General features: G+C 72.6%; 22 protein-coding genes. 17 read left to right on the forward strand and 5 right to left on the reverse strand.

Going from position 1 to position 24312, the window contains the following annotated elements; genetic code table 11:
• Position 1: 1 nt before the first annotated feature.
• On the reverse strand, positions 2–1972 hold the full coding sequence (locus OG767_RS14270; protein WP_405093835.1) for an acyl-CoA dehydrogenase: 1971 nt from the start codon (positions 1970–1972) through the stop codon (positions 2–4).
• Between the two features lie 198 nt (positions 1973–2170).
• Between OG767_RS14270 and OG767_RS14275 the strand changes: the two genes are divergently transcribed.
• Positions 2171–3451, forward strand: coding sequence for a serine hydrolase domain-containing protein (locus tag OG767_RS14275; RefSeq protein WP_405093836.1), 1281 nt, complete (start codon positions 2171–2173; stop codon positions 3449–3451).
• A gap of 90 nt (positions 3452–3541) precedes the next feature.
• On the opposite strand, the gene OG767_RS14280 is transcribed toward OG767_RS14275, so the two are convergent.
• Positions 3542–4834 carry a GAF domain-containing protein gene (locus tag OG767_RS14280; RefSeq protein ID WP_405093837.1) on the reverse strand — a complete coding sequence of 431 codons (1293 nt, stop codon included), beginning with the start codon at positions 4832–4834 and terminating at the stop codon, positions 3542–3544.
• A gap of 395 nt (positions 4835–5229) precedes the next feature.
• Between OG767_RS14280 and OG767_RS14285 the strand changes: the two genes are divergently transcribed.
• From OG767_RS14285 to OG767_RS14315, 7 genes are all read left to right on the forward strand, one after another.
• Complete coding sequence (locus tag OG767_RS14285) at positions 5230–8079, forward strand: Na+/H+ antiporter subunit A (protein ID WP_405093838.1); 2850 nt, start codon at positions 5230–5232, stop codon at positions 8077–8079.
• The gene (locus OG767_RS14290) at positions 8076–8540 is read left to right on the forward strand and encodes a Na(+)/H(+) antiporter subunit C (protein WP_405093839.1); all 465 of its coding nucleotides are present in this window, start codon (positions 8076–8078) and stop codon (positions 8538–8540) included. The genes OG767_RS14285 and OG767_RS14290 overlap by 4 nt, the downstream gene beginning before the upstream one ends.
• A complete protein-coding gene (locus OG767_RS14295; RefSeq protein ID WP_405093840.1) occupies positions 8537–10108 on the forward strand; it encodes a Na+/H+ antiporter subunit D in 1572 nt (523 codons plus the stop codon). Before OG767_RS14290 ends, OG767_RS14295 begins: the two co-directional genes overlap by 4 nt.
• A complete protein-coding gene (locus OG767_RS14300; protein WP_405093841.1) occupies positions 10105–10710 on the forward strand; it encodes a Na+/H+ antiporter subunit E in 606 nt (201 codons plus the stop codon). The genes OG767_RS14295 and OG767_RS14300 overlap by 4 nt, the downstream gene beginning before the upstream one ends.
• Positions 10707–10970 (forward strand): monovalent cation/H+ antiporter complex subunit F, encoded by a 264-nt coding sequence (locus OG767_RS14305; RefSeq protein WP_107155397.1) that lies wholly within the window; start codon positions 10707–10709, stop codon positions 10968–10970. The genes OG767_RS14300 and OG767_RS14305 overlap by 4 nt, the downstream gene beginning before the upstream one ends.
• Positions 10967–11377: a monovalent cation/H(+) antiporter subunit G gene (gene mnhG / locus OG767_RS14310; RefSeq protein ID WP_405093842.1), complete on the forward strand. Its 411-nt coding sequence runs from the start codon at positions 10967–10969 to the stop codon at positions 11375–11377. The genes OG767_RS14305 and mnhG overlap by 4 nt, the downstream gene beginning before the upstream one ends.
• A 68-nt stretch (positions 11378–11445) precedes the next feature.
• Positions 11446–11868 carry a cold-shock protein gene (locus tag OG767_RS14315; RefSeq protein ID WP_405093843.1) on the forward strand — a complete coding sequence of 141 codons (423 nt, stop codon included), beginning with the start codon at positions 11446–11448 and terminating at the stop codon, positions 11866–11868.
• A gap of 19 nt (positions 11869–11887) precedes the next feature.
• Here OG767_RS14315 and OG767_RS14320 read toward each other — a convergent pair whose 3' ends face one another.
• Complete coding sequence (locus OG767_RS14320; RefSeq protein ID WP_405093844.1) at positions 11888–12931, reverse strand: polyprenyl synthetase family protein; 1044 nt, start codon at positions 12929–12931, stop codon at positions 11888–11890.
• 7 nt (positions 12932–12938) lie between these two features.
• Positions 12939–13355: a hypothetical protein gene (locus OG767_RS14325; protein WP_405093845.1), complete on the reverse strand. Its 417-nt coding sequence runs from the start codon at positions 13353–13355 to the stop codon at positions 12939–12941.
• A gap of 48 nt (positions 13356–13403) precedes the next feature.
• Between OG767_RS14325 and OG767_RS14330 the strand changes: the two genes are divergently transcribed.
• Complete coding sequence (locus OG767_RS14330) at positions 13404–14204, forward strand: hypothetical protein (RefSeq protein ID WP_405093846.1); 801 nt, start codon at positions 13404–13406, stop codon at positions 14202–14204.
• A gap of 234 nt (positions 14205–14438) precedes the next feature.
• On the opposite strand, the gene OG767_RS14335 is transcribed toward OG767_RS14330, so the two are convergent.
• Entirely contained in the window at positions 14439–14765 is a 327-nt protein-coding gene (locus tag OG767_RS14335) for a winged helix-turn-helix transcriptional regulator (RefSeq protein WP_405093847.1), read from the reverse strand.
• A 202-nt stretch (positions 14766–14967) separates the two neighbouring features.
• Between OG767_RS14335 and OG767_RS14340 the strand changes: the two genes are divergently transcribed.
• From OG767_RS14340 to OG767_RS14375, 8 genes are all read left to right on the forward strand, one after another.
• Positions 14968–15822, forward strand: a complete 855-nt coding sequence (locus OG767_RS14340) for an NmrA family NAD(P)-binding protein (RefSeq protein ID WP_405093848.1) — start codon at positions 14968–14970, stop codon at positions 15820–15822.
• 38 nt (positions 15823–15860) lie between these two features.
• The gene (locus tag OG767_RS14345; RefSeq protein WP_405093849.1) at positions 15861–16037 is read left to right on the forward strand and encodes a hypothetical protein; all 177 of its coding nucleotides are present in this window, start codon (positions 15861–15863) and stop codon (positions 16035–16037) included.
• A gap of 162 nt (positions 16038–16199) precedes the next feature.
• Positions 16200–17156, forward strand: a complete 957-nt coding sequence (locus OG767_RS14350; protein WP_405093850.1) for a hypothetical protein — start codon at positions 16200–16202, stop codon at positions 17154–17156.
• A gap of 100 nt (positions 17157–17256) precedes the next feature.
• Positions 17257–18810 (forward strand): phenylacetate--CoA ligase family protein, encoded by a 1554-nt coding sequence (locus tag OG767_RS14355; RefSeq protein ID WP_405093851.1) that lies wholly within the window; start codon positions 17257–17259, stop codon positions 18808–18810.
• A gap of 2 nt (positions 18811–18812) precedes the next feature.
• Complete coding sequence (locus OG767_RS14360) at positions 18813–19253, forward strand: DUF4188 domain-containing protein (protein WP_405093852.1); 441 nt, start codon at positions 18813–18815, stop codon at positions 19251–19253.
• Complete coding sequence (locus tag OG767_RS14365; RefSeq protein WP_405093853.1) at positions 19250–20332, forward strand: GNAT family N-acetyltransferase; 1083 nt, start codon at positions 19250–19252, stop codon at positions 20330–20332. The genes OG767_RS14360 and OG767_RS14365 overlap by 4 nt, the downstream gene beginning before the upstream one ends.
• Before the next feature lies 1 nt (position 20333).
• Entirely contained in the window at positions 20334–21371 is a 1038-nt protein-coding gene (locus tag OG767_RS14370; RefSeq protein WP_405093854.1) for a nitroreductase, read from the forward strand.
• 117 nt (positions 21372–21488) lie between these two features.
• Positions 21489–24305: a glycosyl hydrolase family 95 catalytic domain-containing protein gene (locus OG767_RS14375; protein ID WP_405093855.1), complete on the forward strand. Its 2817-nt coding sequence runs from the start codon at positions 21489–21491 to the stop codon at positions 24303–24305.
• The last annotated feature ends 7 nt before the right edge of the window (positions 24306–24312 follow it).

Here is a 24312-nt window from a genome sequence, read left to right on the forward strand (position 1 = left end):
GTCAGGTGGTGGCGGCGTCGTGGACGGCCATGGTCTCCTGCCGGTCGGGTTCCTCGCGCAGGACGGCGCAGTGCAGCCAGGCGTCCGGGATGGCGAAGCCGTCCACGAGCGTCCGCATGTGCGGGCGCAGCTCCTTCAGCAGACCGTTCACCACCGCGGTGATCGCCTTGGCGCGGGCCGGGGTGAGCCGGCCGTGTTCCAGCAGCCAGCCCTTGTCGGCCTCGACGACGCTGAGCGCGTAGAGGTCGCAGACCCGGGAGAGCAGCGCCCGCACGGCCGGGTCCGTGGCGGCGTCGATGCCGGCGACGAACGCCTCGAGCGTCACCCGGTCGATGTGGGCGGCGGCCACGGCGAGGAGGTGGTCCTGCACGTCGTTGAAGATGTCGAAGGGGCGGTCCTTCTTCGTGGCGGTGCCGTTGCGCAGCCGGCGGACCACGCCGTCGAGGCGGTGCCGCTCGCGGTCCTCGAAGACCGTGAGCTGCCAGCCGCGGTCGGTGACGGCGACCTCATCGTCGCGGCCGGGCACGGCGCTGGTCAGCCGCTCGATGAGCGCCCGCGCGGCGGTGCGTTCGAGCACCATGTCGCGGATCTGGTCGGCGACGAAGGAGGCGCGTCCCCAGCCGTCCAACGAGCCGAACTCGTCGCGGTGGCCGGTGAGCAGTCCCTTGGCCACCAACTGCAGCAGCACCGTGTTGTCGCCCTCGAACGTGGTGAAGACATCGGTGTCGGCCTTGAGGCCGGGCAGCCGGTTCTCGGCCAGGTAGCCGGCGCCGCCGCACGCCTCCCGGCACATCTGGATGGTGCGGGTCGCGTGCCAGGTCTGGGCGGCCTTGAGACCGGCGGCCCGGGACTCCAGCTCCCGTTGCCGGTGCTCGTCGACCGGTCCGTCGCCGCCCTGCACCTCGCTGAGCGCGGTCACCAGCTCGGTCTGGGCGAAGGTCAGCGCATACGTGGTGGCCAGCGCGGGCAGCAGCTTGCGCTGGTGGGCCAGGTAGTCGTTGAGCAGCACCTCCCGGTCGGCGTCGGGGGTGCCGAACTGGCGGCGGATGTCGCCGTAGCGCACCGCGATGGTCAGCGCCGCCTTGGTGGCCGCCGAGGCGGCGCCGCCGACGCTCACCCGGCCGCGGACCAGGGTGCCGAGCATGGTGAAGAAGCGCCGGGAGTCGTTCTCGATCGGGCTGGAGTAGGTGCCGTCCGCCGCGACCTGGGCGTAGCGGTCCAGCAGCATGTCGCGCGGCACGCTCACGTGGTCGAAGCTGAGGCGTCCGTTGTCCACGCCGAGCAGGCCGGCCTTCGGCCCGGCGTCGCCGATGGTCACCCCGGGCAGCGGGTTGCCGTGCGCGTCGCGGATCGGGACCAGCCAGGCGTGCACGCCGTGCCGCCGCCCCTCGATGATCAGCTGGGCGAAGACCACCGCCATCCGGCCGTCGCGGGCCGCGTTGCCGATGTAGTCCTTGCGCGCCGCCTCGTGCGGGGTGTGCAGGTCGAACGTCTGCGTCCGCGGTTCGTACACGCAGGTGGTGCGCAGTTGCTGGACGTCCGAGCCGTGGCCGGTCTCCGTCATCGCGAAACAGCCGAAGACCTCGCCGGCGATGATGTCGCGCAGGTAGGCGTCGTGGTGGCGCCGGGTGCCGAGGGCCGCGACCGCGCCGCCGAACAGGCCCCACTGCACGCCCGCCTTCACCATCAGCGACAGGTCGACCTGGGCCAGCATCTCGATGGCGACGATCGAGGCGCCGACGTCGGAGTCGCCGCCGTACTCGGTGGGGAAGCCCTCGCCGATCCCCAGCTCGACCGGGAGTTCGCGGAGCAGCCGGCTGATCCGCTCGCGCGCCTGGTCGCCGGTCTCGCCGTACACCGGTAGGAAACGCCCGTCGAGGTGCTCGCGGTGCGCGTCGCGGACCCGGGCCCACGGGCCGTCGAGCACGGCCCGCAGGCGGGCCGGGTCGACCGGGCCGGTCTCGTTGCTCATGGCTACCTCGGATGCCGACGTCATACCCACCTCTCCTACCCGGTGAACGCCGCTGACCAGCCGCGGTGACGTGGTGAGAGCCGTCACGGCGACCGGGTCGACGGGCATATCGAAAAAGGCATACGCCCGCGCAACAGCGCTCCCACTTGAGTGCAGGCACGGAACCACACGCCAGGACGAAGGGAACGGAGTGTGATCATGGAATCGGATCCCGTACGTGGTGTCGACCGGAGGCGGCTGCTCGGGTGGGGCGGGCTGGCCGCGGTCGGCGTGGCGGCCGGCGCGCCGCTGCTGGGCGTCGACCCCGCACACGCCGCGCCGACCGTTCCCGCCTCCGGCACGCGTGGCGCCACGTCGTCCGGGCCCGGAAGGATCCCGCCGGCCACCCGCCCCGGCGGCGCGTACGACCGGTTCGTGGCGGAGCTGGCGGCGCAGGACAGGTTCTCCGGCGTGGTGCGGCTGTCGTACCGGGGCCGGACGGTGCTGTCCTGCAGCTACGGCCTGGCCGACCGGGAGCGGAGGATCCGCAACCACCAGGATGTGGCGTTCAACCTCGCCTCGGCGAGCCAACCGTTCCTGACGGTGGCGATCCTGCAACTGGCGCAGCGGGGCCGGGTGTCGCTGTCGGATCCGATCGGCACCCACCTGACGGACCTGGCCCCGGGGATCGCCGAGCGGGTGACCATCCACCACCTGCTCACCGGCACCTCCGGGCTGGACGCGCCGATGCCCGACTGGACACGCGTCTTCCACAGCCGGGCGGAGGTGCACGAATACCAGCAGTGGTGGATCCGGCAGGCGACGCTGGCGGGGGTGCCCGGCTCCGCTTCCAACGGCCACCTTCCCGGCGCCGGCGTCGGCCTGGCCATGGCGGCGCGGATCGTCGAGGTGGTGTCCGGCCTGACGTTCTGGGACTACGTGCACGAGCACGTCTTCGCCCGCGCCGGCATGCGCGGGTCGGGGTTCTACACCCGGACGCAGTGGCTCACCGACCGACACATCGCGCACCCGTACATGCGCCAGGCTGACGGCGGTCGGGTGGACGCCGTGCGCCACCTGGACCGGGGCAGCGTGAGCCCGCCCATCGCGGGCCGGAATCCGGGCCGCGACTTCATCGGTCACGCCTCGGGCGACGGCTTCGCCACCGCGCCGGACCTGGTCCGGTTCGCGGAGGCGCTGCGCGACGGCACGCTGCTCGACCGCCCCTGGGCCGACCTGTTCGCCGGGGCCAAGCAGCCCGGTCCGGCGCCCACCTCGTTCGACGGGTACACGATGCCGGTCTCGATCATCGGCGGCCAGTGGGTGTTCGGGCGCGGCGGCGGGGCCGGCGGCGTCGGTGCGAACTGGACCGTCTACCCGGACACCGGGTGGGTCGGAGTGGTCCTCAGCAACTACGACGACGTGCCGCTGCTGGAGATCTGCCTGGCGGAGGCGGAGGCGGTCACCGGCGAGCACGTCGAGTCGCCCGAGGGCGGCTGACGCGCGGACCGCGCGCCGTCCCCGGTGCAGCCCGCCGCGCAGCGGGCGCCGGGGGCGGGCACCGTCACGTCGACACCGTCCCGCGGCGGGTCAGCGGTTGAGGTAGGCGGCCAGGCCGCCGAGTTCCTCACTGGCGATGAAGACCGAGCGCACGTTCAGGATGGCCTCCTCCACGTGGATGGGGCAGCCCCACGCGGAGTCGCCCCACGAATCGGCGATCTTGATCTCGGCCGCCGCCGGGCATCCGCCGGTGCCGCCGAGCTGACACTGCTCGGGGTGCGGCGTGGCGGCCAGCGTGGCGGCCGCGGCACGCACCCGGGCGGTGAGTTCCGCGGCGGCGGCGGCGCGCTGCTCGGCCTCGGCGCGCAGCTCCCGCTCCGCGCGTACCACCCGGGCCAGCTCGTCGTGGGCGGCTCTGGCGCGTGCGTCGGCGGCCGCCTCGGCCTGCTCGATGTGGTGTCGTTCGATGGCCAGCGCCGCGGTGCCGGTGAAGACCCGGGCGAGCGCGAGGTCGGCGTCCTGGGGGACGCGCGGGGTGCGGTGGTACACGGCGAACGTGCCCAGCAGGCTGCCGTCGCGCCCGAGGATCGGCGTCGACCAGCAGGCGCCCAGCCCGGCCCGCTCCGCGAGGGGGCGGAAGTCGGTCCAGAACGGGTCGGTGGCGATGTCGGTGACCACGACCGGCTCCCGCCGGTGCGCGGCGGTGCCGCAGGAGCCGACGCCTTCGCCGGTGGCGATGCCGTCGATGGCCTGGTTGTAGAAGTCGGGCAGGCTCGGTGCCGCGCCGTGGCGCAGGTGCCGGCCGTCGGGATCGGCGAGCAGGACGGAGACCAGCAGTTCCTCCGGCGCGAGCTGCTCGATGCAGCGGGCCATCCCGTCGAGCACCTCGGCCAGCGGCGCCTGGCGCGCGATCTGCTCGACCAGCGCCCGGTGCTCGGCCATCAGTCGTTGGGCGTGCTTCACCTGGGTGGTCTCCAGGCCGATCACCCGGATGCCGACGACCGCGCCGGAGGCGTCCCGCCGCGGCTCGTAGGTGAAGTCGAAGAACGCCTCCCGCGCGTGCGCGCCGGTGCCCAGCACCACCCGGACGTCGCGCCCGGTGTAGGGCTCGCCGGTGCGGTACACCTGGTCCAGCAGGGTGATGAAGCCCTGCCCGGCCAGCTCGGGCATCAGCTCCGCGAGCGGCATCCCGGTGCCCGCCCGGTGCTCGCCGAGGGCGGCGAGGAACGCCTCGTTCGCGCTCTGCACCACGTGGGTCGGCCCGGCGAGCGACGCGAAGACCGCGGTGGACTGCCCGAACAGCGAGCGTACGTCCTCCTCCGCGCCCGGCCCCACCACCGCGGCGTCCGCAGCACCGGGCTGTTGGCCCTCCACCGCCGTCATGGTGCGGTCTGCCTCTCTGCCGAATCGTGGTCACCGGTCCGGGACTCCGGAGTTCCGTCTCGTGGTCCTCGCCGACGTCGCGATGCCCGTTCAGCCGGGCGGTGGCGAGCGGACCGGCCGAGACGCCGATCGTGCCGCCGAGCGTAACGGATCAACGTGAACCGTCCGGACCGCCGGCACGGCGTCTCCTCGTCGTCCGGGTCGGCGTCGGCACGCCCGCCGCGCCGCGCGTCCAGGCCGGCGAGCCTGTCCGGTACGGCGGGGAGGGGTGACCTGGTCCGGTACCCGGCCGGCCCGGTGCCGACGCGTCCCGGCGGGGTGACGCTGTCAACGTGGTCGATCGCGGCACGGCCGGTTAGGGTTGACTAACCGGATGTCGATCTTGAGGGGGCTGTGTGCTGGTTCTGGTGGCGGTCCATGCGCTCGCAGCCGTGACCGCCCCGGCGCTGGTACGCATCTGGGGCCCTCGGGCGCTCTACCTGCTGGCTGCCGTCCCGGCCGCGGCGCTGATCTGGGCCCTGACCCGCACCGACTCGGTCCGCTCGGGCACGCCCGAGGTCGAGACGGTCACCTGGGTGCCGCAACTCGGCCTGGACCTCGCGCTGCGGATGGGCACGCTGTCCTGGCTGATGGTGCTGCTGGTCGGCGGCGTCGGCGCGCTCGTGCTCGCGTACAGCGCCCGCTACTTCCGCTCCGACGATCCCGGCCTCGGCCGCTTCGCCGCGGTGTTCGTCGCGTTCGCCGGCGCGATGCTGGGCCTGGTGGTCTCCGACGACCTGCTGCTGCTCTACGTGTTCTGGGAACTCACCACCGTCTTCTCGTACCTGTTGATCGGCAGCGACCCGACCCGACGGGCCAGCCGGCACGCCGCCATGCAGGCGCTGCTGGTGACCACGCTCGGTGGCCTGGCGATGCTCGCCGGCTTCGTGATGCTCGGCGAGCACGCCGGCTCGTACCGGTGGTCGGAGATCTCGCAGGACCTGCCGGACGGCGGCTACCTCACCGTCGCGCTGGTGCTCGTCCTGCTCGGGGTGGCCAGCAAGTCGGCGATCTTCCCGTTCAGCTTCTGGCTGCCGCGGGCGATGGCCGCGCCGACCCCGGTCAGCGCCTACCTGCACGCGGCCGCCATGGTGAAGGCCGGGGTGTTCCTGGTCGCGCTGATGGGCCCGGCGGTGGGCCAGGCCACCGCGTGGCGCGGCGTCCTGCTGGCCGGCGGCCTGGTCACCATGTTCCTCGGCGGCTGGACGGCGCTGCGGCAGGTCGACCTCAAGCTGCTGCTGGCGTACGGCACGGTCAGCCAGCTCGGCCTGCTGATGGTGATCCTCGGCGCCGGCACCCGGGACACCGCGCTGGCCGGCGCCGCGATGGTGCTGGCCCACGCGCTGTTCAAAGCCACCCTGTTCCTGGTCGTCGGCGTCGTCGACCACGTCACCGGCACCCGGGACCTGCGTGAGCTCAGCGGCCTGGGCCGGCGGGCGCCGGCGCTGGCGGTGGTGGCCGGGCTCGCGGCGGCCTCGATGGCCGGCCTGCCGCCGCTGGCCGGGTTCGTCGCCAAGGAGGCCGCGCTGGAGGCGTTCCTGCACGGCGGCGCCGTCGAGCTGGTGGTGCTCGCCGGGCTGGTGACCGGTTCGGCGCTGACCGTCGCCTACACGGCGCGCTTCCTCTGGGGCGCGTTCGCCGCCAAACCCGACGTGCCGGCCACCCGGCCCGAGCCGGTCGACCGGGCGTTCCTGGCACCCGCGGTGGTGCTGGCCGTCGCCGGTCTCGCGGTCGGCGTCCTCGCCCCGGCCGTGGACCGGGCGCTCGCCCCGTACGCGGACCAGTATCCCGGCGCCGACGCGGGCTACCACCTCGCGCTCTGGCACGGGCCGACCCCGGCGCTCGGCCTGTCGGCGCTGGCCGTCGCCGCCGGCGTCGCGCTGTTCCTGCTGCTGCACCGACGCCGACCGCACCTGCCGCGGCTGCCCTTCGACGGCGCCACCGGCTACGACCGGCTGGCCGGCGCCGTCGACCGCGCGGCGGTGGAGCTCACCGGCGCCACCCAGCGCGGATCGCTGCCGTTCTACCTCGGCGTCATCCTGCTGGTGCTGGTCGTGCTGCCCGGCGGCGCGCTGCTCGTCGGCGTGCCGTGGCCCGAGCGCTACCAGCTCTGGGACACCCCGTTGCAGGCCGCCGCCGGCGCCGCCGTGGTGGTCGCCGCCGTGGCCGCCGCGCGCGCCCGACGCCGGTTGACCGCGATGATCCTCGTCGGGGTGACCGGCTACGGCACGGCGCTGCTGTTCATCCTGCACGGCGCGCCCGACCTGGCGCTGACCCAGTTCCTGGTGGAGACCGTCACGATCGTGATGTTCGTGCTCGTGCTGCGCCGGCTGCCGACGAAGTTCTCCGCCCGCCCGATCCGGTCCAGCCGGCGGGTGCGCGTCGCGCTCGGTGTGGCCGTGGGCGTGGTCACCGCCGGCATGGCGTACGTCGCGGCCGGGGCGCGGGTGGCGACGCCGATCTCGGTCGGGTTCCCCGAGGAGGCGGTCTCCTACGGCGGCGGCAAGAACGTGGTCAACGTGACGCTCGTCGACATCCGGGCCTGGGACACCATGGGCGAGATCGCCGTGCTGGTGGTGGCCGCCACCGGCGTGGCCAGCCTGATCTTCCGCCGGTCCCGCGCCCTGGACCTGCGCAGCGGCATTCCCGGCGCCGGCCGGCAGAGCTCGGCGCGCCCGCGCTGGCTGACCGGCGGCGCCACCACCCGCGCGCAGTCGGTGATCCTCCAGGTCGTCACCCGGGTGCTGTTCCACGCCATCCTGCTCTTCTCGATCTACCTGCTCTTCTCCGGCCACAACCAGCCCGGTGGCGGGTTCGCCGCCGGCCTGGTCGCCGGGCTCGGCCTGGCCGTGCGCTACCTGGCGGGCGGGCGTACCGAACTCAACGGCGCGGCGCCGGTGGACGCCGGCCGGGTGCTCGGCGCGGGCCTGTTCGTCGCCGTCGCCACCGGGCTGGCCGCGATGCCGCTGGGCGGCGACTTCCTGCAGAGCGCGGCGCTCGACCTCCACCTTCCGGTGCTGGGTCACGTCCACTTCGTCACGTCGGTCTTCTTCGACGTCGGCGTCTACCTCATCGTGGTCGGCCTGGTGCTGGACATCCTGCGCAGCCTGGGCGCGGAGATGGACCGCCAGGAGGAGGCCGACCAGGGGGAGACCGACCAGGGGGAGACCGCCCCGACCGAGGCACGGGAAGAGGAGTTGGTGTGAGCCCCAACCTGGTCTACGTCGTGGTGGTCGGCGTCCTGTTCGCCACCGGCGTCACGCTGCTGCTGGAACGCAGCCTCACCCGGGTGCTGATGGGGGTCATCCTGCTCGGCAACGGCGCGAACCTGCTGCTGCTCACCGGTGGCCGGGCCGGCGGCCCGCCGATCGTCGGCACCACCACCGAGGAGGAGATGTCCGATCCGCTCCCGCAGGCGATGGTGCTGACCGCCATCGTCATCACGCTGGGCATGACCGCGTTCCTGCTCGCCCTGGCGTACCGCAGTTGGCACCTCAACGGGCACGACGAGGTGCAGGACGACGTCGAGGACCAGCGCATCATGGAGCTGGCGGAGCGGGACGAGGGCCCCGGCACCGCCGACCCGGAGACCACCGACCGGGTCCCGGCCGCCGGGTCGGACGACGACCGGCGGGTGGCCGCCGGTGAGCCGGGGCGGGCCCGATGAGCTGGCTCGTGCCGTTGCCGGTGGTGATGCCGCTGTTCGGCGCCGCCCTGACGCTGCTGCTCGTCGGCCGGGCCCGCGCCCAGCGGTGGGTCAGCATCACCGTCCTCGCCGCCACCGTGGCGGTCGCGGCGCTGCTGCTGGTCCGCGCCACACTCGACGGTCCGCTGGTGGTCGAGGTGGGCGGCTGGGTCGCGCCGTTGGGCATCGTGCTGGTCGCCGACCAGCTCGCCGCGCTGATGCTGGTGGTCTCCGCCGCGGTCACGCTGTGCGTGCTCGTCTACTCCATCGGGCAGGGCCTGGCCGACGGCGACGAGGAGACGCCGCTGTCGGTCTACCACCCGACCTACCTGGTGCTGACCGCCGGCGTGTGCAACGCGTTCCTCTCCGGTGACCTGTTCAACCTCTACGTCGGGTTCGAGATCCTGCTGGTGGCCAGCTACGTGCTGCTGACGCTGGGCAGCACGGAGAACCGGATCCGCGCCGGCACCACGTACGTCGTGGTCAGCCTGCTGTCGTCGCTCATCTTCCTGGTCGCGATCGGCCTGATCTACGCCGCCACCGGCACGCTCAACCTGGCCCAGCTCGTCGACCGGCTGGACGCGCTGCCGGACGACCTGCGGCTGGTCCTCCAGGGCATGCTGCTGCTGGCGTTCGGTATCAAGGCCGCCGTGTTCCCGCTCTCGGCCTGGCTGCCGGACAGCTATCCCACCGCGCCGGCGCCGGTCACCGCGGTCTTCGCCGGCCTGCTCACCAAGGTCGGCGTGTACGCGATCATCCGGACCGAGACGCTGCTGTTCCCCGGCGGGCGCACCGCCGACCTGCTGCTGGTGATCGCGGCGCTGACCATGGTGGTCGGTATCCTCGGCGCGGTGGCGCAGTCGGACATCAAACGGCTGCTGTCGTTCACGCTGGTCAGCCACATCGGCTACATGCTGTTCGGGGTCGGCCTGACCACCGCGCTCGGGCTGTCCGCCGCGATCTTCTACGTGGTGCACCACATCACCATCCAGACCACCCTGTTCCTCGCCGCCGGTCTGGTCGAACGACGCGGCGGCAGCACCGCGCTGGACCGGCTCGGCGGGCTGGCCCGGTTGTCGCCGTTGCTGGCGGTGCTCTTCTTCGTGCCCGCGCTCAACCTGGCCGGCATACCGCCGTTCTCCGGGTTCCTCGGCAAGGTCGGCCTGGTGCAGGCCGGCGTGTCCGACGGCGGCGCGCTGGCCTGGGCGCTGGTCGCCGGCGGGCTGCTCACCAGCCTGCTCACGCTCTACGCGATCGCCCGGGTGTGGAACCTCGCGTTCTGGCGGGACCCGCACCCGGACATGCCGGGCCCCGACGACACCGCCCGGGCGACCCGCACCGACGGCGCCGAGCAGCCGCACGACGACCCGTCGCCGGCCGGCGCCGTGCTTCCCCGGCTGATGACCGCGTCCACCGCCGCGCTGGTGGTGCTCGGTCTCGGGCTGACGGTGGTGGCCGGGCCGCTCTTCGACATCAGCACCGACGCCGCCGACGACCTGCTGCGCCGCGCCCCCTACGTCGAGGCCGTCTTCCCGGACGGTGCGCCGTGACCACTCATCCGGGTGAGCCGCTGACCCGCCGCGTGCGGTGGCGCAACCGGGCCGTCGCGGTGACCGGCCTGGTCACCGTGTGGGTGCTGCTGTGGGGCACGTTCACCTGGGCGAACGTGATCAGCGGCCTGGCGGTCGCGGCCGTGCTGCTGGTGGTCTTCCCGCTGCCGCCGGTGACGTTCGCCGGGCGGATCCGGCCGGTGCCGCTGGCCCGCTTCCTGGCCCGTTTCCTGTGGGACCTGGTGGTCGCGTCCGCGCAGGTGGCCTGGCTCGCGGTCCGGTTCGGGCACACCCCACGCGGGGCGATCATCGCGGTGCGGCTGCGGGTGAACACCGACCTCAACCTGACGCTCACCGCCGAGGCGCTGTCCCTGGTGCCCGGCAGCCTCATCCTGGAGGCCGACCGGGGGACCGGCACGCTCTACGTGCACGTCATCGGCGTCCGGACGCTGGACGAGGTGGAACGGTTCCGGCGCGGTGTGCGGGAGCTGGAGGAACGCATCGTCGCCGCCGTCGGCTCGGCCGAGGAGCTGCGCCGGCTCCGCGATCCCGACCCCACCGGCCCACCCGAGCCGGTCGACCTGGAAGGGGCACCGACGTGACAGTCGTGGCCGTGATCGTCACCGTGCTGCTCACCGTGGCGGGTGGACTGACCCTGCTCCGCATCATCCGTGGACCGTCGATCCTGGACCGGGCCGTCGCCACCGACGTGCTGCTCGCCGTCGCGGTCGCCGCCATCGCCACCGAGGCCGCCTACAGCCGGGACGCCACCGCGCTGCCGGTGCTGGTGGTCCTCGCCGTCGTCGGGTTCGTCGGCTCGGTCAGCGTCGCGCGGTTCGCGGCCCGGAAAGATCCCAAGTGACCGTCGACGCCGTCCTCGACACCGCCGCCGGCGTCTGCCTGATCGCGGGCGCCCTGCTCAGCCTCGCCGCCGGCATCGCCCTGGTCCGTTTCCCGGACGTGCTGTCCCGCATGCACGCCGCCGCCAAGCCGCAGGTGCTGGGGCTGCTGCTGGTGCTGCTCGGGTGCGCGTTGCGGCTGCGTACCGGCGTGGACATCACCACGCTGGTGCTGGTGGGCATGTTCCAGCTCGCCACCGCCCCGGTCGCGGCGCACATGGTCGGGCGGGCCGCCTACCCGCACGACGACATCCGGCGGGACCTGCTGCTCACCGACGAGTTGGCCGGCCGGCTGGACCGGGTCCGCGCGAACCGGGCCGGGGCGGCGGAGACCCCGTCGTCGGTCGGCGCTCCCGGGCGCGACGCGTAGCCGCCAGCCTGATCGTTTTTCCGCTATCCTGACCCGGGTCATTGGTTGAGGTGGTGGGGTTGGTGGGCATGGAAAAGGGCACTATCGTCCGGTTCGACGACGTCCGGGGTTACGGGTTCATCGCGCCGGTGCGCGGCGGTGACGACGTCTTCGTGCACGCGAACGACTTCGGCGACCAGCGGCATTCCGTGGCGGTCGGCATGAAGGTGAGCTACGAGGTCGTGCAGTCCGAGCGGGGTCTGAAGGTCGCGCGGGTGACACTGGACCCGCCGCCGGTGTCGCTGCAGGGCGCGGCGTCCGCCGTGCCGGCCGGTGCCGGGTCGGCGCCGATGGAGGACGACGAGTTCGACGTCCTGACGGTCGGCCAGTTCGAGGCGTCGGTCACCGAGCTGCTGCTGGCGAACGCGCCCACCATGACCGGCGGGCAGATCGTCCAGGCCCGGCGCGCGCTGATCGCGCTGGGGCGTCAGCACGGCTGGGTGGAGGACTGACCGCCCCGGCGCCCGCCGGTCAGCGGTTGCGCTCCACGACGTAGGCGGTCAGGTCGAGCAGGAAACGACCGTCCTCGGTGTCGGCTGCGGCGCCGAGGGCCCGTTCTCCCTCGCGTCGGGCCGCCGCGGCCAGTTCCCGGGCGCTGCGCCGGGCCGCCTCCACACAGTCGTACGCGAGCAGCCGCCCGTGCAGCCAGCGCACCTCCGACGCGGTGCGGGTCGCCCGGGTCCGGCCCAGGAAGCGCAGCGTCCGCTCGCGTTCGTCGGGCGTGCACCGCCGCAGGAAGTCGATGAGGATGAGCGTCCGCTTGCCCTCCCACAGGTCGCCGGCGATCTCCTTGCCGTACCGGGCGTAGTCGCCGGTGAGGTTGAGCGCGTCGTCCTGGATCTGGAACGCGGCGCCGAGGTACCAGCCGTACCGGTCCAGGACGTCGACCGCGTTCTCCCGCCCGGTGGCGACCAGGACGCCGGCACGGCACGGATAGATGCAGGTGTACCAGGACGTCTTCTTCAGACACATCCGGTAGTAGTCGTCGGCGTCCAGGTCGCACACGTTGTCGCGGATCCAGCCGACCTCGATGGCCTGCCCCTCCAGCGAGTGGCGCAGCATCAGCTCGGTCTCGGTGAACAGCCGCCACGCGATCCCCGAGCCGAGCGCCGCCCGGTTCGCGGCGAGCCGCCGCAACGCCAGCAGGTTCGTCATGTTGCCGACGTTGAGCGCCACGCCGACCCCGTACTCGGCGTGCAGGGTCGGCCCGCCGCGTCGCTGCTCGCTGGCGTCCTGGATGTCGTCGTGGATCAGGAACGCGTTGTGGAACAGCTCGACGGTCACCGCGGCGTTGAGCCCCACCGGCTCGGCGCCGCCGAATGCCCGGCAGGTGGCGAGGCACAGCGCGGCGCGCAGTCCCTTGCCCCAGCGCCGGGGATACTCCGCGACCAGGTCGTAGAGGTACCGCGGCCCGTCGTCGGGCAGGTCGTCGAGCAGCGCGTCGAGGGCGAGCCCGCGGTAGCGCGCCAGCATGCGGTCCACGTGCCCGCCGGCCACCCCGGTGGTCGGCGCCACCGCGCCGCTACCGGTCCGTCCGGGTCGGGCCGGCCGGACCCGGCGATGACAGCCGGTCCGCGAGCCCGTTGGCCACGTCGGGCGCCAGCCGCGCGAGATTGAGTACGGTGTCGAGCGCGTCGTGCGCGTCCGAGGTGTAGCGGCGGATCACCTCGCCGCGTTGGTCGTCGGCCATCTTCAGTTGCCCGACCACGGTGTCGATCAGCGCGTGCCCGTCGGTGCGGACCCGCGCGACGAGTTCGTCGAACGCCTCCGGGTCGACCCGGCGGCTCTCGGTCAGCTTCTCCTCGAGCCGCCGGGCGTCGGCCAGCCCCGCCGCGAGTTCCTCCTCCAGCACCGTGGCCGCGTGGGTCACGGTCTCCGAGGTCTCCTCGGCCACCTTCTCGAAGCGCTCGTCGGTGCGCTCACGCTCGCTGTCCGTCATGGCCGAAGTGTCACCGGACCGCTGATGGCACGCCAGGGGACTGTCGCCATGGTGACTCCGCGTGGCGAGCCGGTGTGGAAACCGGGTGCGCGCCGGGCGATCGACCTTGCTCACTCCCGCATGTGCTGCGAACGTCGCGTGATGGAGCGGATGGCGCACTGGACGAACTGGCTGGAACTGGGGTCCTGGGGGGCGGCGATAGCAGGTACGGTGATCGCTGTCATCTCGGCCGTGCAGGCGTCGAACGCCTATCGGATGAAGGCGACGCTGGAAATGGCGATGCCCTTCGTTCGCGTGGCGGCGCTCTCGCTGGACAAGCCGGACATCCTCACGGCATACGAGTCCGAGTTGACAACCGCCCGGGACATCCTGCGCAAGAAGACACGCCGCAATCTCGCCGTGGCCGGATTGGCAGTTTCCGTACCGGCGCTGTCGGTCGGCATGGGCCTGCTGATCCCTCAGTTCACGTCCCCGACCGAGATACGATTCTCCGCCGGTGACGCGGCCCGGCAGGAGTGTGCGACCACGGGTCTCAACTGGGCAATGAAGACCACCTGTACCAACCGCTGGATCCTCGCGCCGGGACGAAAGATTCAGGCCCAGGCCGCCCTCTCGGGTCCGGCACGCCAGAGGGAACTGGACGTCCTCGTCGAGGGCTGCGCGCAGGTTCGGTGGGAGCTTCTCGCTGACGGCGACAGTCTCGGCAGCGGCGTTGCCGATCCCGGGCACCAGGAACGGGAACTGAACGTGCCGATCAAGGGCACGTCGTCGCTCACCATCCGAGCGGAGCGGATCGATGGTGACTCGTGCTCCGCGCAGTTCGTCGTCAAGGCCGTCGTATGGCCCTAGTACGGCAGCCGCCATTCGTGATCGAGGCTGGAGTTCGAGGTTGAGGCGGCGAGCGTAATGGCTGTGCCGGCCGCCGTCGTCGGGGTCGCCGTCAGCGCCGCTGAGCCTCTCGGCCGCCGCAAGGTCTGAAAATGCGTCCGCAACGCACAGATGATCATGTGGTGGCCGGACCTGTTTCCGAGGGTCTCAGCTGACCCCAGATGTCGAGGGCCACCGCCGACACCTGCTGCGGTTCTAACGTTTTCCGGCGCGTTCGTCATACTCCTCCCGGGCGTCGAGAACTTCCTCGATGTGCTGCACCGACCAGTCGGTGAGCGCCTTCAAAGGTCCTCGCAGTGTCTGGCCGAGCGGCGTCAGCTCGTACTCCACGCGGATCGGTACCTCCGGATACACCGTCCGCAGCAGCAGCCCGTCGCGTTCGAGGGTGCGCAGCGTCTGGGTGAGCATCTTCTCGCTGACTCCCGCGAGTTGCTGCCGTAGCTGCGTGAACCGGCATGCTCCATGTCTACCGAGCTCGCCCAGCACGAGAACGGCCCACTTGCTGCCGATCTGGTCGAGCACGTCACGCGACGGGCAGCCACGAGTGTAGGGATCCCACGAAGAAGTGGGCTCACTCACTTCCCGAGTCGTCGGCACACACCTCACCTCGATCCTTACCTCTGGGTGGCCACCTTACCTGCAAGTGCGTCCTTACCAAAGGAGAGTGACCAGGTCATCGTAGGTTCACGCCGCGGGAGTTCCGCGGCAGGAGGGAACGAACATCATGTCGATCGTTGTCACCGCGGCCTCCGGGCAACTGGGCAGGCTCACCGTCGAGGCGCTGCTGTCCCGTGGAGTGCCCGCTTCCGAGGTCGTCGCGACCAGCCGTGACGTCACAAAGATCAAAGACTTCGTCGACCGCGGTGTCGTGGTCCGCCGGGCCGATTTCGCCGAGCCCGACAGCCTGCCCGCGGCTTTCAAGGGCGCAGACAAGCTTCTGCTGGTCTCCACCACGACCCCGAGCGAGCGCGTCGCCAACCACCGCCGTGCCATCGACGCCGCAGTCGCGGCGGGGGCGTCGCTGGTCGCATATACGAGCATGCTGCGCGCGGACACGTCCACCACCAGCCTCGCTCCCACCCATGGCGCCACGGAGAAGTACCTGCGCGAGCGCCTGCCCAGCGTGATGCTGCGTAACGGCTGGTACCTGGAGAACTACACCGCCCAGCTCCCTCAGGTGCTGGAAGGGGGAGCCGTTGTCGGGGCCGCCGGCCAGGGAAGAATCAGCGCCGCGACCCGCGCCGACTACGCCGACGCCGCTGCGGTCGTGCTGACCGCCGACGGCCACACCGGCAAGGTGTACGAACTGGGCGGGGACGAAGCGTTCACCCTCACCGAGTTGGCCGCGGCAATCTCGGCCGCCACCGGTAAGCAGATCGAGTACGTCGATATGACAGCCGACGCGTTCGCCCGGGTGCTGACCGACGCGGGTGTACCCGCCGAATTGGTTCCCGTTCTCGCTGACGCTGATCTGGCCATGAGCCGCGACGAGATGTTCACCGATTCCGGCGACCTGCGGCGCCTGATCGGACGGCCGACCACGACCCCGGCCGAAGCGATCGCCGCCGCGCTGCGCTGACCGGCCGACGCTGCGTCCTCGCCCCGTTCATCCTGCTCATGTCGATCGGAGTGAGGTTCTCCGCGCTGTCCACCCGTCTGACCAACATCCTGCCGACCCGGCCGGCCCGCAGCATCGCCCACCGTTTGCGCTGGTCGAACTGGCGACGTCGACATCACGCACGAGCCGAACAAGCCCATGACGCCCGCCGCTTCAACCTGGAAATCGAGCCATGATCACGAATGGCGGCTGTCGTACCAGCTCCGGCCTCTCGCGGTTGTCGTGCCCTTGTTCGCGTCGAGGCGGACGACCGAAAGGGCTCGTCGCGTCCGTCTGCCAAACCGGTGGTCGGATCACGTCGGGTCGGCGACCATGGTCGGCATGGCGAGGGGTCGGGCATGAGGCTGCCGCTCCAGGGCGGGCTGCCGCCGGTGGCGGTGCCGTCCGGCGCGGTCGTGGAGATCGCCTGTGACGAGTCGGGGTTCTCCGGCACCAACCTGCTCGACCCGGCTACGCCGGTGATCGCGCACGCGAGCGTCGACCTGAGCGTGCCGGAGGCGACCGCGCTGGTCGCGGCGCTGCGCTCCGATTTCCGGTTCGCACCGCACGAGCTCAAGTCCCGGCAGTTCCTGCGCCGCCCGGAGGCGGCCGAGGCGTGGGCATGGCTCCTGGCGGCGCTGCGCGGGCGGGCGCACGTGCACCTGCTCGACAAGCAGTTCTTCCTGGTGACCCGCGTCGTCGACCTGCTGCTGGGCGAGCCGTCCTACCTGGCCGGCACCCGCCTGGCCGGGGACCGCTGGGCCGAGGCCCGCACGCTGCACGGGGCCGGACGGACTGCCGGCCCCGACTGGGACGCCTTCCTTGCGGCGTTCGTCGACACGTTGCGGACCAAGCGGCGGGACCGAGCCGGCGACGGCAGCGTGGACCGCTTCTTCGCGGCGCGGGACGCGTTGCTGCGGCACGTCCCGGCCGACGCCGTGCTCACCGCGCTCGACCGGAGCCGGGTGGCCGACGTCCAGGCCCGGCTCTACGCGCAGGACCGGTCGATCCCGCCGCCGCTGGAGCCACTGCTGCCGGCGCTGGCGGAGACGGTCCTGTTCTGGAGCGCCGGGCGGCGGCGGGTGCTGGTGACGCATGACGAGCAGAGCGCGTTGACTGCCGATCGACTGCGTCGCCTCCAGTGGGCGCTGGCCGAGCGCGCCGGGTTGCCGGCGGGGGAGTCGCCGCTGGCCGGGCTGGTGATGACCGACTCGCGCGACGACCCACGGGTGCAGGTCGCCGACCTGCTGGCCGGCATGGCCCGACCGATCCCGCGGTCCGGTGAGAAGGGGCCCCTTCTCTACCAGAGGCGTTAAGAAGGGGCCCGCCCTTCAGGCTGGCTGGGTACGCGTACTCAGCACAACTCCCGTCCGGTGGCTCAGGTGTCGGCGCGTCGGCGTCGGCAGGATCCTTGTCATGGCCGAGACACTGCACCGACCCGCCGCCCTGCGTACCGTCGAGATGCCCTTGCTGGGGGAGGCCGCCGGCCGCGCGGTGGCCACGCTGGTCCGGCTGGTCGGCCGGCACCCGGCCGGGTGGCGGTGGCTGGCCCGGCGGCACCACCCGGCGCTCGACCGGCTGGCCGAGGCGAACGCCCGCGCCGCGTGCGTGCGGGCGGCCCGGCGGGTGCCGGCCTACCGCGAGTTCCTGCGGGTCCGTCCGGCGGGTGTCCGCCGTCGGCTGCGGGACTTCCCGGAGACCGACAAGCTCGGGTACGTGGTGGGCCACGACGCCGCCGCCCGGTGCCGGCGGGGGCGGCTGCCGGAGCGGGGCGTGGTGGTCGACGAGTCGGCCGGGTCGTCGGGGCGGCCGTTCAACTGGCCGCGCGGCGAGCGGGAGCTGCGGGCGGTGCACCGGGACATCGCCGGCTACACCGGGCTGGTGTTCCCGATGCGCCGGCCGTTCGTGATCAACGCGTACTCGATGGGGGCCTGGGCGACCGGCACCACGACCGGCGCGGCGATGGCCCGGATCGCGGTGGTGAAGAACACCGGTCCGGACCTCGGCAAGATCATCGACACGTTGCGCGAGTTCGGCCCGGGGCACGACTACCTGGTCACCGCGTACCCGCCGTTCCTCAAGCACCTGCGCGACCGGCTGGACGCCGAGGACTTCCCCTGGTCGCGGTACCGGATCTTCGGTAGCTGCGGCGGGGAGGGGATGACCGAGGCGCTGCGGGACTACCTGGAGCAGCGGTTCGTGCGGGTGCGTTCGGCGTACGGGGCGTCGGACCTGACCATCGGCATCGGCGCGGAGACCCGGTTCACGGTGTGGCTGCGGCGCCGGCTGCGGACCGACCCGGGGCTGCGCGCGGACCTGCTCGGCGAGGGCGAGCAGCGGCTGCCGATGGTGTTCCAGTACAACCCGTTCGCGACCTACCTGGAGACCAACGAGCGGCGGGAGCTGGTCTGCACGGTGGCCGGGCCGGACGTGCTCCAGCCCCGGCTGCGCTACAACGTCGGCGACGAGGCGCTGCTGGTGCCGTACCGGCGGATCGCCGAACTGGCCGCGGCCGACCCGGTGCGCGCGGCCGAGTTCCGCGCCGCGACGGCCGACGAACGGATGACGCTGCCGCTGCTGCTGCTGTTCGGCCGGCGCGACTCCACGATCTCCTACCTGGGCGCGAACCTCTACCCGCAGGACGTCGAGTACGGCCTCTACACCGGCAACCCGCACGCCGCCGCGATCAGCCGGTTCTGCCTGGCGCTGGTCGAGGACGCGACGCTGGAGACCCGGCCGGTGATCCACGTCGAGCTGCGCGGCCCGCTGGCCGCCGCCGACCGCGCGGCGCTCGCCGCCGCCTGCCGCGACGGGGTACGCCGGCACCTCACCTCGGTGTCGCGCGACTTCGCCCAGTCCCTGCTGGAGGACCCGTCCGCCGGTGACCTGCGAATCGAGCTGCACGAACCGGGAACCGGCCCGTTCGCCGGCCCGCAGAAGATCAAGAACGCCTACCTGGTGGTGAGGTGACCATGCGTACCCGAGACTTCTCCCGCGCCCCGGCGCAGGCCCGCGCCGGCGCGATGTTCATCGGCGGCACCCGCTACGCGAGCCCGCTGGTGCTGCTGCGGCTGGCCTCCGACTGGTTCCGGATGGTGCGCGACATGCGCCGGATGTCCGGCTACTGCTGGCACACCGTCTACTGGCAGTTCCCGCTGACGTTGGGCACGATCGCGTTCTTCACCGATCGGGACGCGATGCTGCGCTTCGCGCGGACCCGGCACCACCGCAAACTGATGGCCTGGCTGACCGACGGCGGGCGCAACGCGACCGCCGGGTTCATCCGGCTCTACACGGCCTCGCCGGACGGCTACTCCAACGGCGCGTGGCGGGCCGAGGACGGCGCGATGGGCCACATCGACACGTTCACCCCGCTGGGCGCGGAGACCACCGGACCGGCGGTACGCCGGTGAGCGGCCACCGGTTCGAGCAGGTCACCGGCCGGCGCGGCCTGGCCGAGTTCCTCGCGCTCACCGACCGGCTGTACGCGGACGAGCCACGGTACGTGCCGACGCCCCGGCAGCAGATCCGCCGCTGGTGGGCCGACGGCGTGCCGCTGTACGTGCTGCGCGACGCCCACGGGGCGGTGGTCGGGCGGACCACGCTGCACACCGACGCGGACCTGGACGCGAAGCTGGGCCGCCGGTGCCAGTTGTTCGGGCTCACCGAGTTCACCGCGCCGGCCGCCGGGCCGCTGTTCGACGCGATCACCGCGCACGCCGGCGCCGACCGGGACCTGCTGTTCGGCCCGGTGGCGCTGCTGCCCAACCAGGCCGGCGGCGTGATCACGTCCGGGTTCGACGACCGGGGCTTCGTGGACAGCGCCTGGAACCCGCCGCGCTACCCGGCCGCCTACGAGGCGTACGGCTTCGCCCGCCGGTTCGTCTCCGACACCTGGATCTGCCCGGTGCCGGCCCCGGTCGAGCCGCCGCCGGCGTTGGGCGGGCAGCCGGACGGCGCGCGGCTGGAGCTGCACCGGGGCGACGCGCGGCGCCTCGACGAGCAGCTCGACCTGCTGCGCGGCATGCTGAACGACTCGTTCGCCCAGCTCGGCTACTACACCCCGATCTCCGCCGCGCAGCTGCGCCGACAGACCGACGGGCTGGCGTACCTGCTGGACTCCGCGCTGCTGCTGTACCTGACCCGGGACGGGCAGCCGGTGGCGTTCGTGCTCTGCGTACCGGACATCAGCGCGTTCCTGGTCGCGGCGCGCGGCGACCTGGGCCCGGTCAACCAGCTCCGGCTGCTGGCCACCCGCCGCCGGTACCGCCGCGAGGCGGTGCTGATCGTCAAGGGTGTGCTGCCGGAGTTCCAGGGGCGCGGCTACCAGCGGCTGCTCTCCGCGCACCTGCACCACAACCTGCACGCCGGCGGCTACACCACGCTGCGCAGCACCTACGTCGGGCGGGACAACCCGGCCTCGGCGGCGCAGTACCGCCGGCTCGGCGGCCGTCCGCTGCACGGTTACACGTTCTACGCCAAGGAGCGATGACATGGACCTCGCCGCGTTCCGCGCGTTGGAGCCGCTGTGCTGGCGCGCGCCGAGCGCGCACAACACCCAGCCGTGGCGACTGCGCTACGAGCGCTGGGCGATCACCGTCGGCTGGGACCCGGCCGACACGCTGCCGGCCGGCGACCCGAGCGGGCGGGACCTGCGGCTGTCGCTCGGCGCGTTCGTGGAGACCTGCCTGATCGTCGCCGCCGACGCGGGGCTGCGACTGGACTGGGTCGCCGACCACGACGAGCACGACCGTCGGGTGGGTCGGCTGCGTCCGGCGCGGCAGCCGTACCGCACGCCGTTCCGCACCTCGGACGTCTGGGACCGGCGTACCGACCGGGGCCGGTTCACCGGCGGCCCGGACGTCGACGTGCTCGCCGCCGTCGACGCCGTGGCCCGGCGGGCCGGCGGCGGGGTCCGCCTCGTGCCGAGGGCCGGGCGGCTCGGCGCGTTGCTGCGCGCCGCCGACCGGCAGGTCTACGCGGACCCGGCGGTGGTGGCCGAGCTGCGTCGGTGGCTGCGGCTGGACCCGGCGCGGCCGGACTACCGGGCCGACGGGCTGAGCGATCGTTGCCTCGGGTTGTCCCGACCGGCCGCCACCGGGCTGCGGGCGGCGCTGGCCGCGTATCCGGTGCTGCGCCCGCTGGGGTTGCCCCGGCTGCTCGCCGCCGGCGACGATCCGCTCGCGCGCGGCGGCGCGGTGCTGGCGTTGGTGGCCCCGCCCGACCTGGACGCCCCCGGCCAGGTCGAGTTCGGCCGGGTGCTGATGCGGGTGTGGCTGACGCTGCACGCCGCCGGCCTGGCGGCGCACCCGTTGAGCCAACTCGTCGACGTCGCCGCCACCCGCGACACGCTCGGGGCGCTGCTGGACGTGGCGCCGCAGCGGGTCGTGCACGTGACCCGGGTGGGGCGGCCGGTCGCTGCGGCGCCCCGCTCGGCACGCCGGATCCGAGATGGCAACGTTCGCAAAACCTGCTCGTCACTTCTTGACGACCGGCGTCTCATCCATGAAAGTCCATATGGGCTGATGTAGTGCGCGGTAAGGGAGCTCCGGCGTGCGCATCGTGGCAGTGGGCATCGTTAGGCGCGGCGCATTGATGTTAGCGCTAACAGTTGCCCGTCATCGTTGATTGTGTGACCGGGAGAGACCATGTCCGAAGTTTCCCGAAGGAACGTCCTCAAGGCTTCGGCGGCCGGCGCCGGCGCGGCGCTGGCGCCGGCCGCCTGGACCGCCGCCGCCCGCGCCGGCTCGGCGGCGCCGCCCGAGGTGCTGGCCGCGAACGATCTGGCACTGTGGTACGACGAGGAGGCCGGCACCGACTGGCTGCGGGCCCTGCCCATCGGCAACGGGCGGCTCGGCGCGATGGTGTTCGGCAACGTCGACACCGAACGGCTCCAACTCAACGAGGACACGGTCTGGGCCGGCGGCCCGTACGACTCCGCCAACACCCGGGGCGCGGCCAGTCTGGCCGAGATCCGGCGGCGCGTCTTCGCCGACCAGTGGACCTCGGCGCAGGACCTCATCAACCAGACCATGATGGGGACCCCCGGCGGTCAGCTCGCCTACCAGATCGTGGGCAACCTCCGGCTCGCCTTCGGCTCGTCCGGCGGGGCGACGCAGTACCGCCGGACGCTCGACCTCACCACCGCCACGGTCACCACGAGCTACGTGCTGGGTGGCGTACGCCATCAGCGGGAGGTGTTCGCGAGCGCGCCCGACCAGGTGGTCGTGGTCCGGCTGACCGCCGACCGGGCGAACTCGATCAGTTTCTCCGCCACCTTCGACAGTCCGCAACGCAGCAGCGTGTCGAGCCCGGACTCCGCCACCGTCGGGCTCGACGGCGTCTCCGGCAGCATGGAGGGCGTCACCGGCTCGGTGCGGTTCCTCGCCCTGGCCAACGCCGCCGTGACCGGTGGCACGGTCAGCAGCTCCGGCGGGACGCTGCGGGTCTCCGGCGCGACGAGCGTGACGCTGCTGATCTCGATCGGCTCCAGTTACGTCAACTACCGCACCGTCAACGGCGACCACCAGGGCATCGCGCGCAACCGGCTCAACGCCGCCCGCAGCGTGGCGGTCGACCAGTTGCGCAGCCGCCACCTCGCCGACTACCAGGCGCTGTTCAACCGGGTCACGATCGACCTGGGCCGGACGGCCGCGGCCGACCAGCCGACCGACGTGCGGATCGCGCAACACGCGAGCACCAACGATCCGCAGTTCGCCGCGCTGTTGTTCCAGTTCGGGCGGTACCTGCTGATCTCCTCCTCGCGTCCGGGCACCCAACCGGCGAACCTCCAGGGCATCTGGAACGACTCGCTCGCCCCGTCCTGGGACTCGAAGTACACGATCAACGCGAACCTGCCGATGAACTACTGGCCGGCCGACACCACGAACCTGTCCGAGTGCTTCCTGCCGGTCTTCGACATGATCAAGGATCTGACCGTGACCGGCGCGCGGGTCGCCCAGGCGCAGTACGGCGCCGGCGGCTGGGTCACCCACCACAACACGGACGCGTGGCGGGGCGCCTCGGTCGTCGACGGGGCGCTGTGGGGCATGTGGCAGACCGGTGGCGCGTGGCTGAGCACGCTCATCTGGGACCACTACCTGTTCACCGGCGACCTCGGGTTCCTCCAGGCCAACTATCCGGCGTTGAAGGGCGCCGCCCAGTTCTTCCTGGACACCCTGGTCGCCCACCCGACGCTCGGCTACCTGGTGACGAACCCGTCGAACTCGCCGGAGCTGCCGCACCACGCGAACGCGAGCGTCTGCGCCGGCCCCACCATGGACAACCAGATCCTGCGCGACCTGTTCGACGCCGCGGCCCGGGCCAGCGAGGTCCTCGGCGTCGACACCACGTTCCGGTCCCAGGTGCGCACCGCGAAAGACCGGCTGCCCCCGAGCCGCGTCGGCTCCCGCGGCAACGTCCAGGAGTGGCTCGCCGACTGGATCGAGCCCGAGCGGACCCACCGGCACGTCTCCCACCTGTACGGGCTGCATCCCAGCAACCAGATCACCAAGCGGGGCACGCCGGCGCTCTACGAGGCCGCCCGCCGGACGCTGGAGCTGCGGGGCGACGACGGGACCGGCTGGTCGCTCGCCTGGAAGATCAATTTCTGGGCCCGGCTGGAGGACGGCGCCCGCGCCCACAAGCTCCTGCGTGACCTGGTGCGCACCGACCGGCTGGCGCCGAACATGTTCGACCTGCATCCGCCGTTCCAGATCGACGGCAACTTCGGCGCCACCTCCGGCATCGCCGAGATGCTGCTGCACAGTCACACCGGCGAGCTGAACGTGTTGCCGGCGCTGCCCACCGCCTGGCCCGCCGGGCAGGTCGCGGGCCTACGCGGTCGGGGCGGGTACACGGTCGCGCTGGCCTGGTCGAACGGCCAGCCCGACGAGATCGTCGTCCGTGCCGACCGCGACGGCACGCTGCGGCTGCGGTCCCGGCTGTTCACCGGCGGCTTCACCCTCGTCGACGCCGGTGACGGCAGCACGCCGGCCACCACCCGACCGGAGACGGACGTCGTCCAGTTCGCCGTCCGGGCCGGTCGCACCTACCGGGCCGCGCGGCCGGGCGTGACGCCGGCACCGACGCCGACCGTCACGCCCACCCCCACGCCCACGCCGAGCCCGACACCGACGCCGACCACCAGCTCACCCGCGCCGTCCGGCGCGCGGGCGACGTACGCGGTGACGGGCTCCTGGTCGGGCGGCTTCCAGGCCGAGGTCACGGTGACCGCCGGCGCGACCGCGATCCGCGGCTGGACGGTGGCGTGGACGTTCCCCGACGGGCAGGCCATCAACCAGATCTGGGGCGGCTCCCACACCCAGAGCGGCGCGAACGTGTCGGTGCGCAACGTCGACTACAACGGCGCGCTGGCGGCCGGGGCGTCCACCACGTTCGGCTTCATCGGCACGGTCACCGGCGCCAACAACCCACCGACGAACCTCACCTGCACCACGATCTGACCGGCCA

This window comes from Micromonospora sp. NBC_01392 (assembly GCF_045040125.1).
In the GTDB taxonomy this organism is placed as follows: Bacteria; Actinomycetota; Actinomycetes; order Mycobacteriales; family Micromonosporaceae; genus Micromonospora.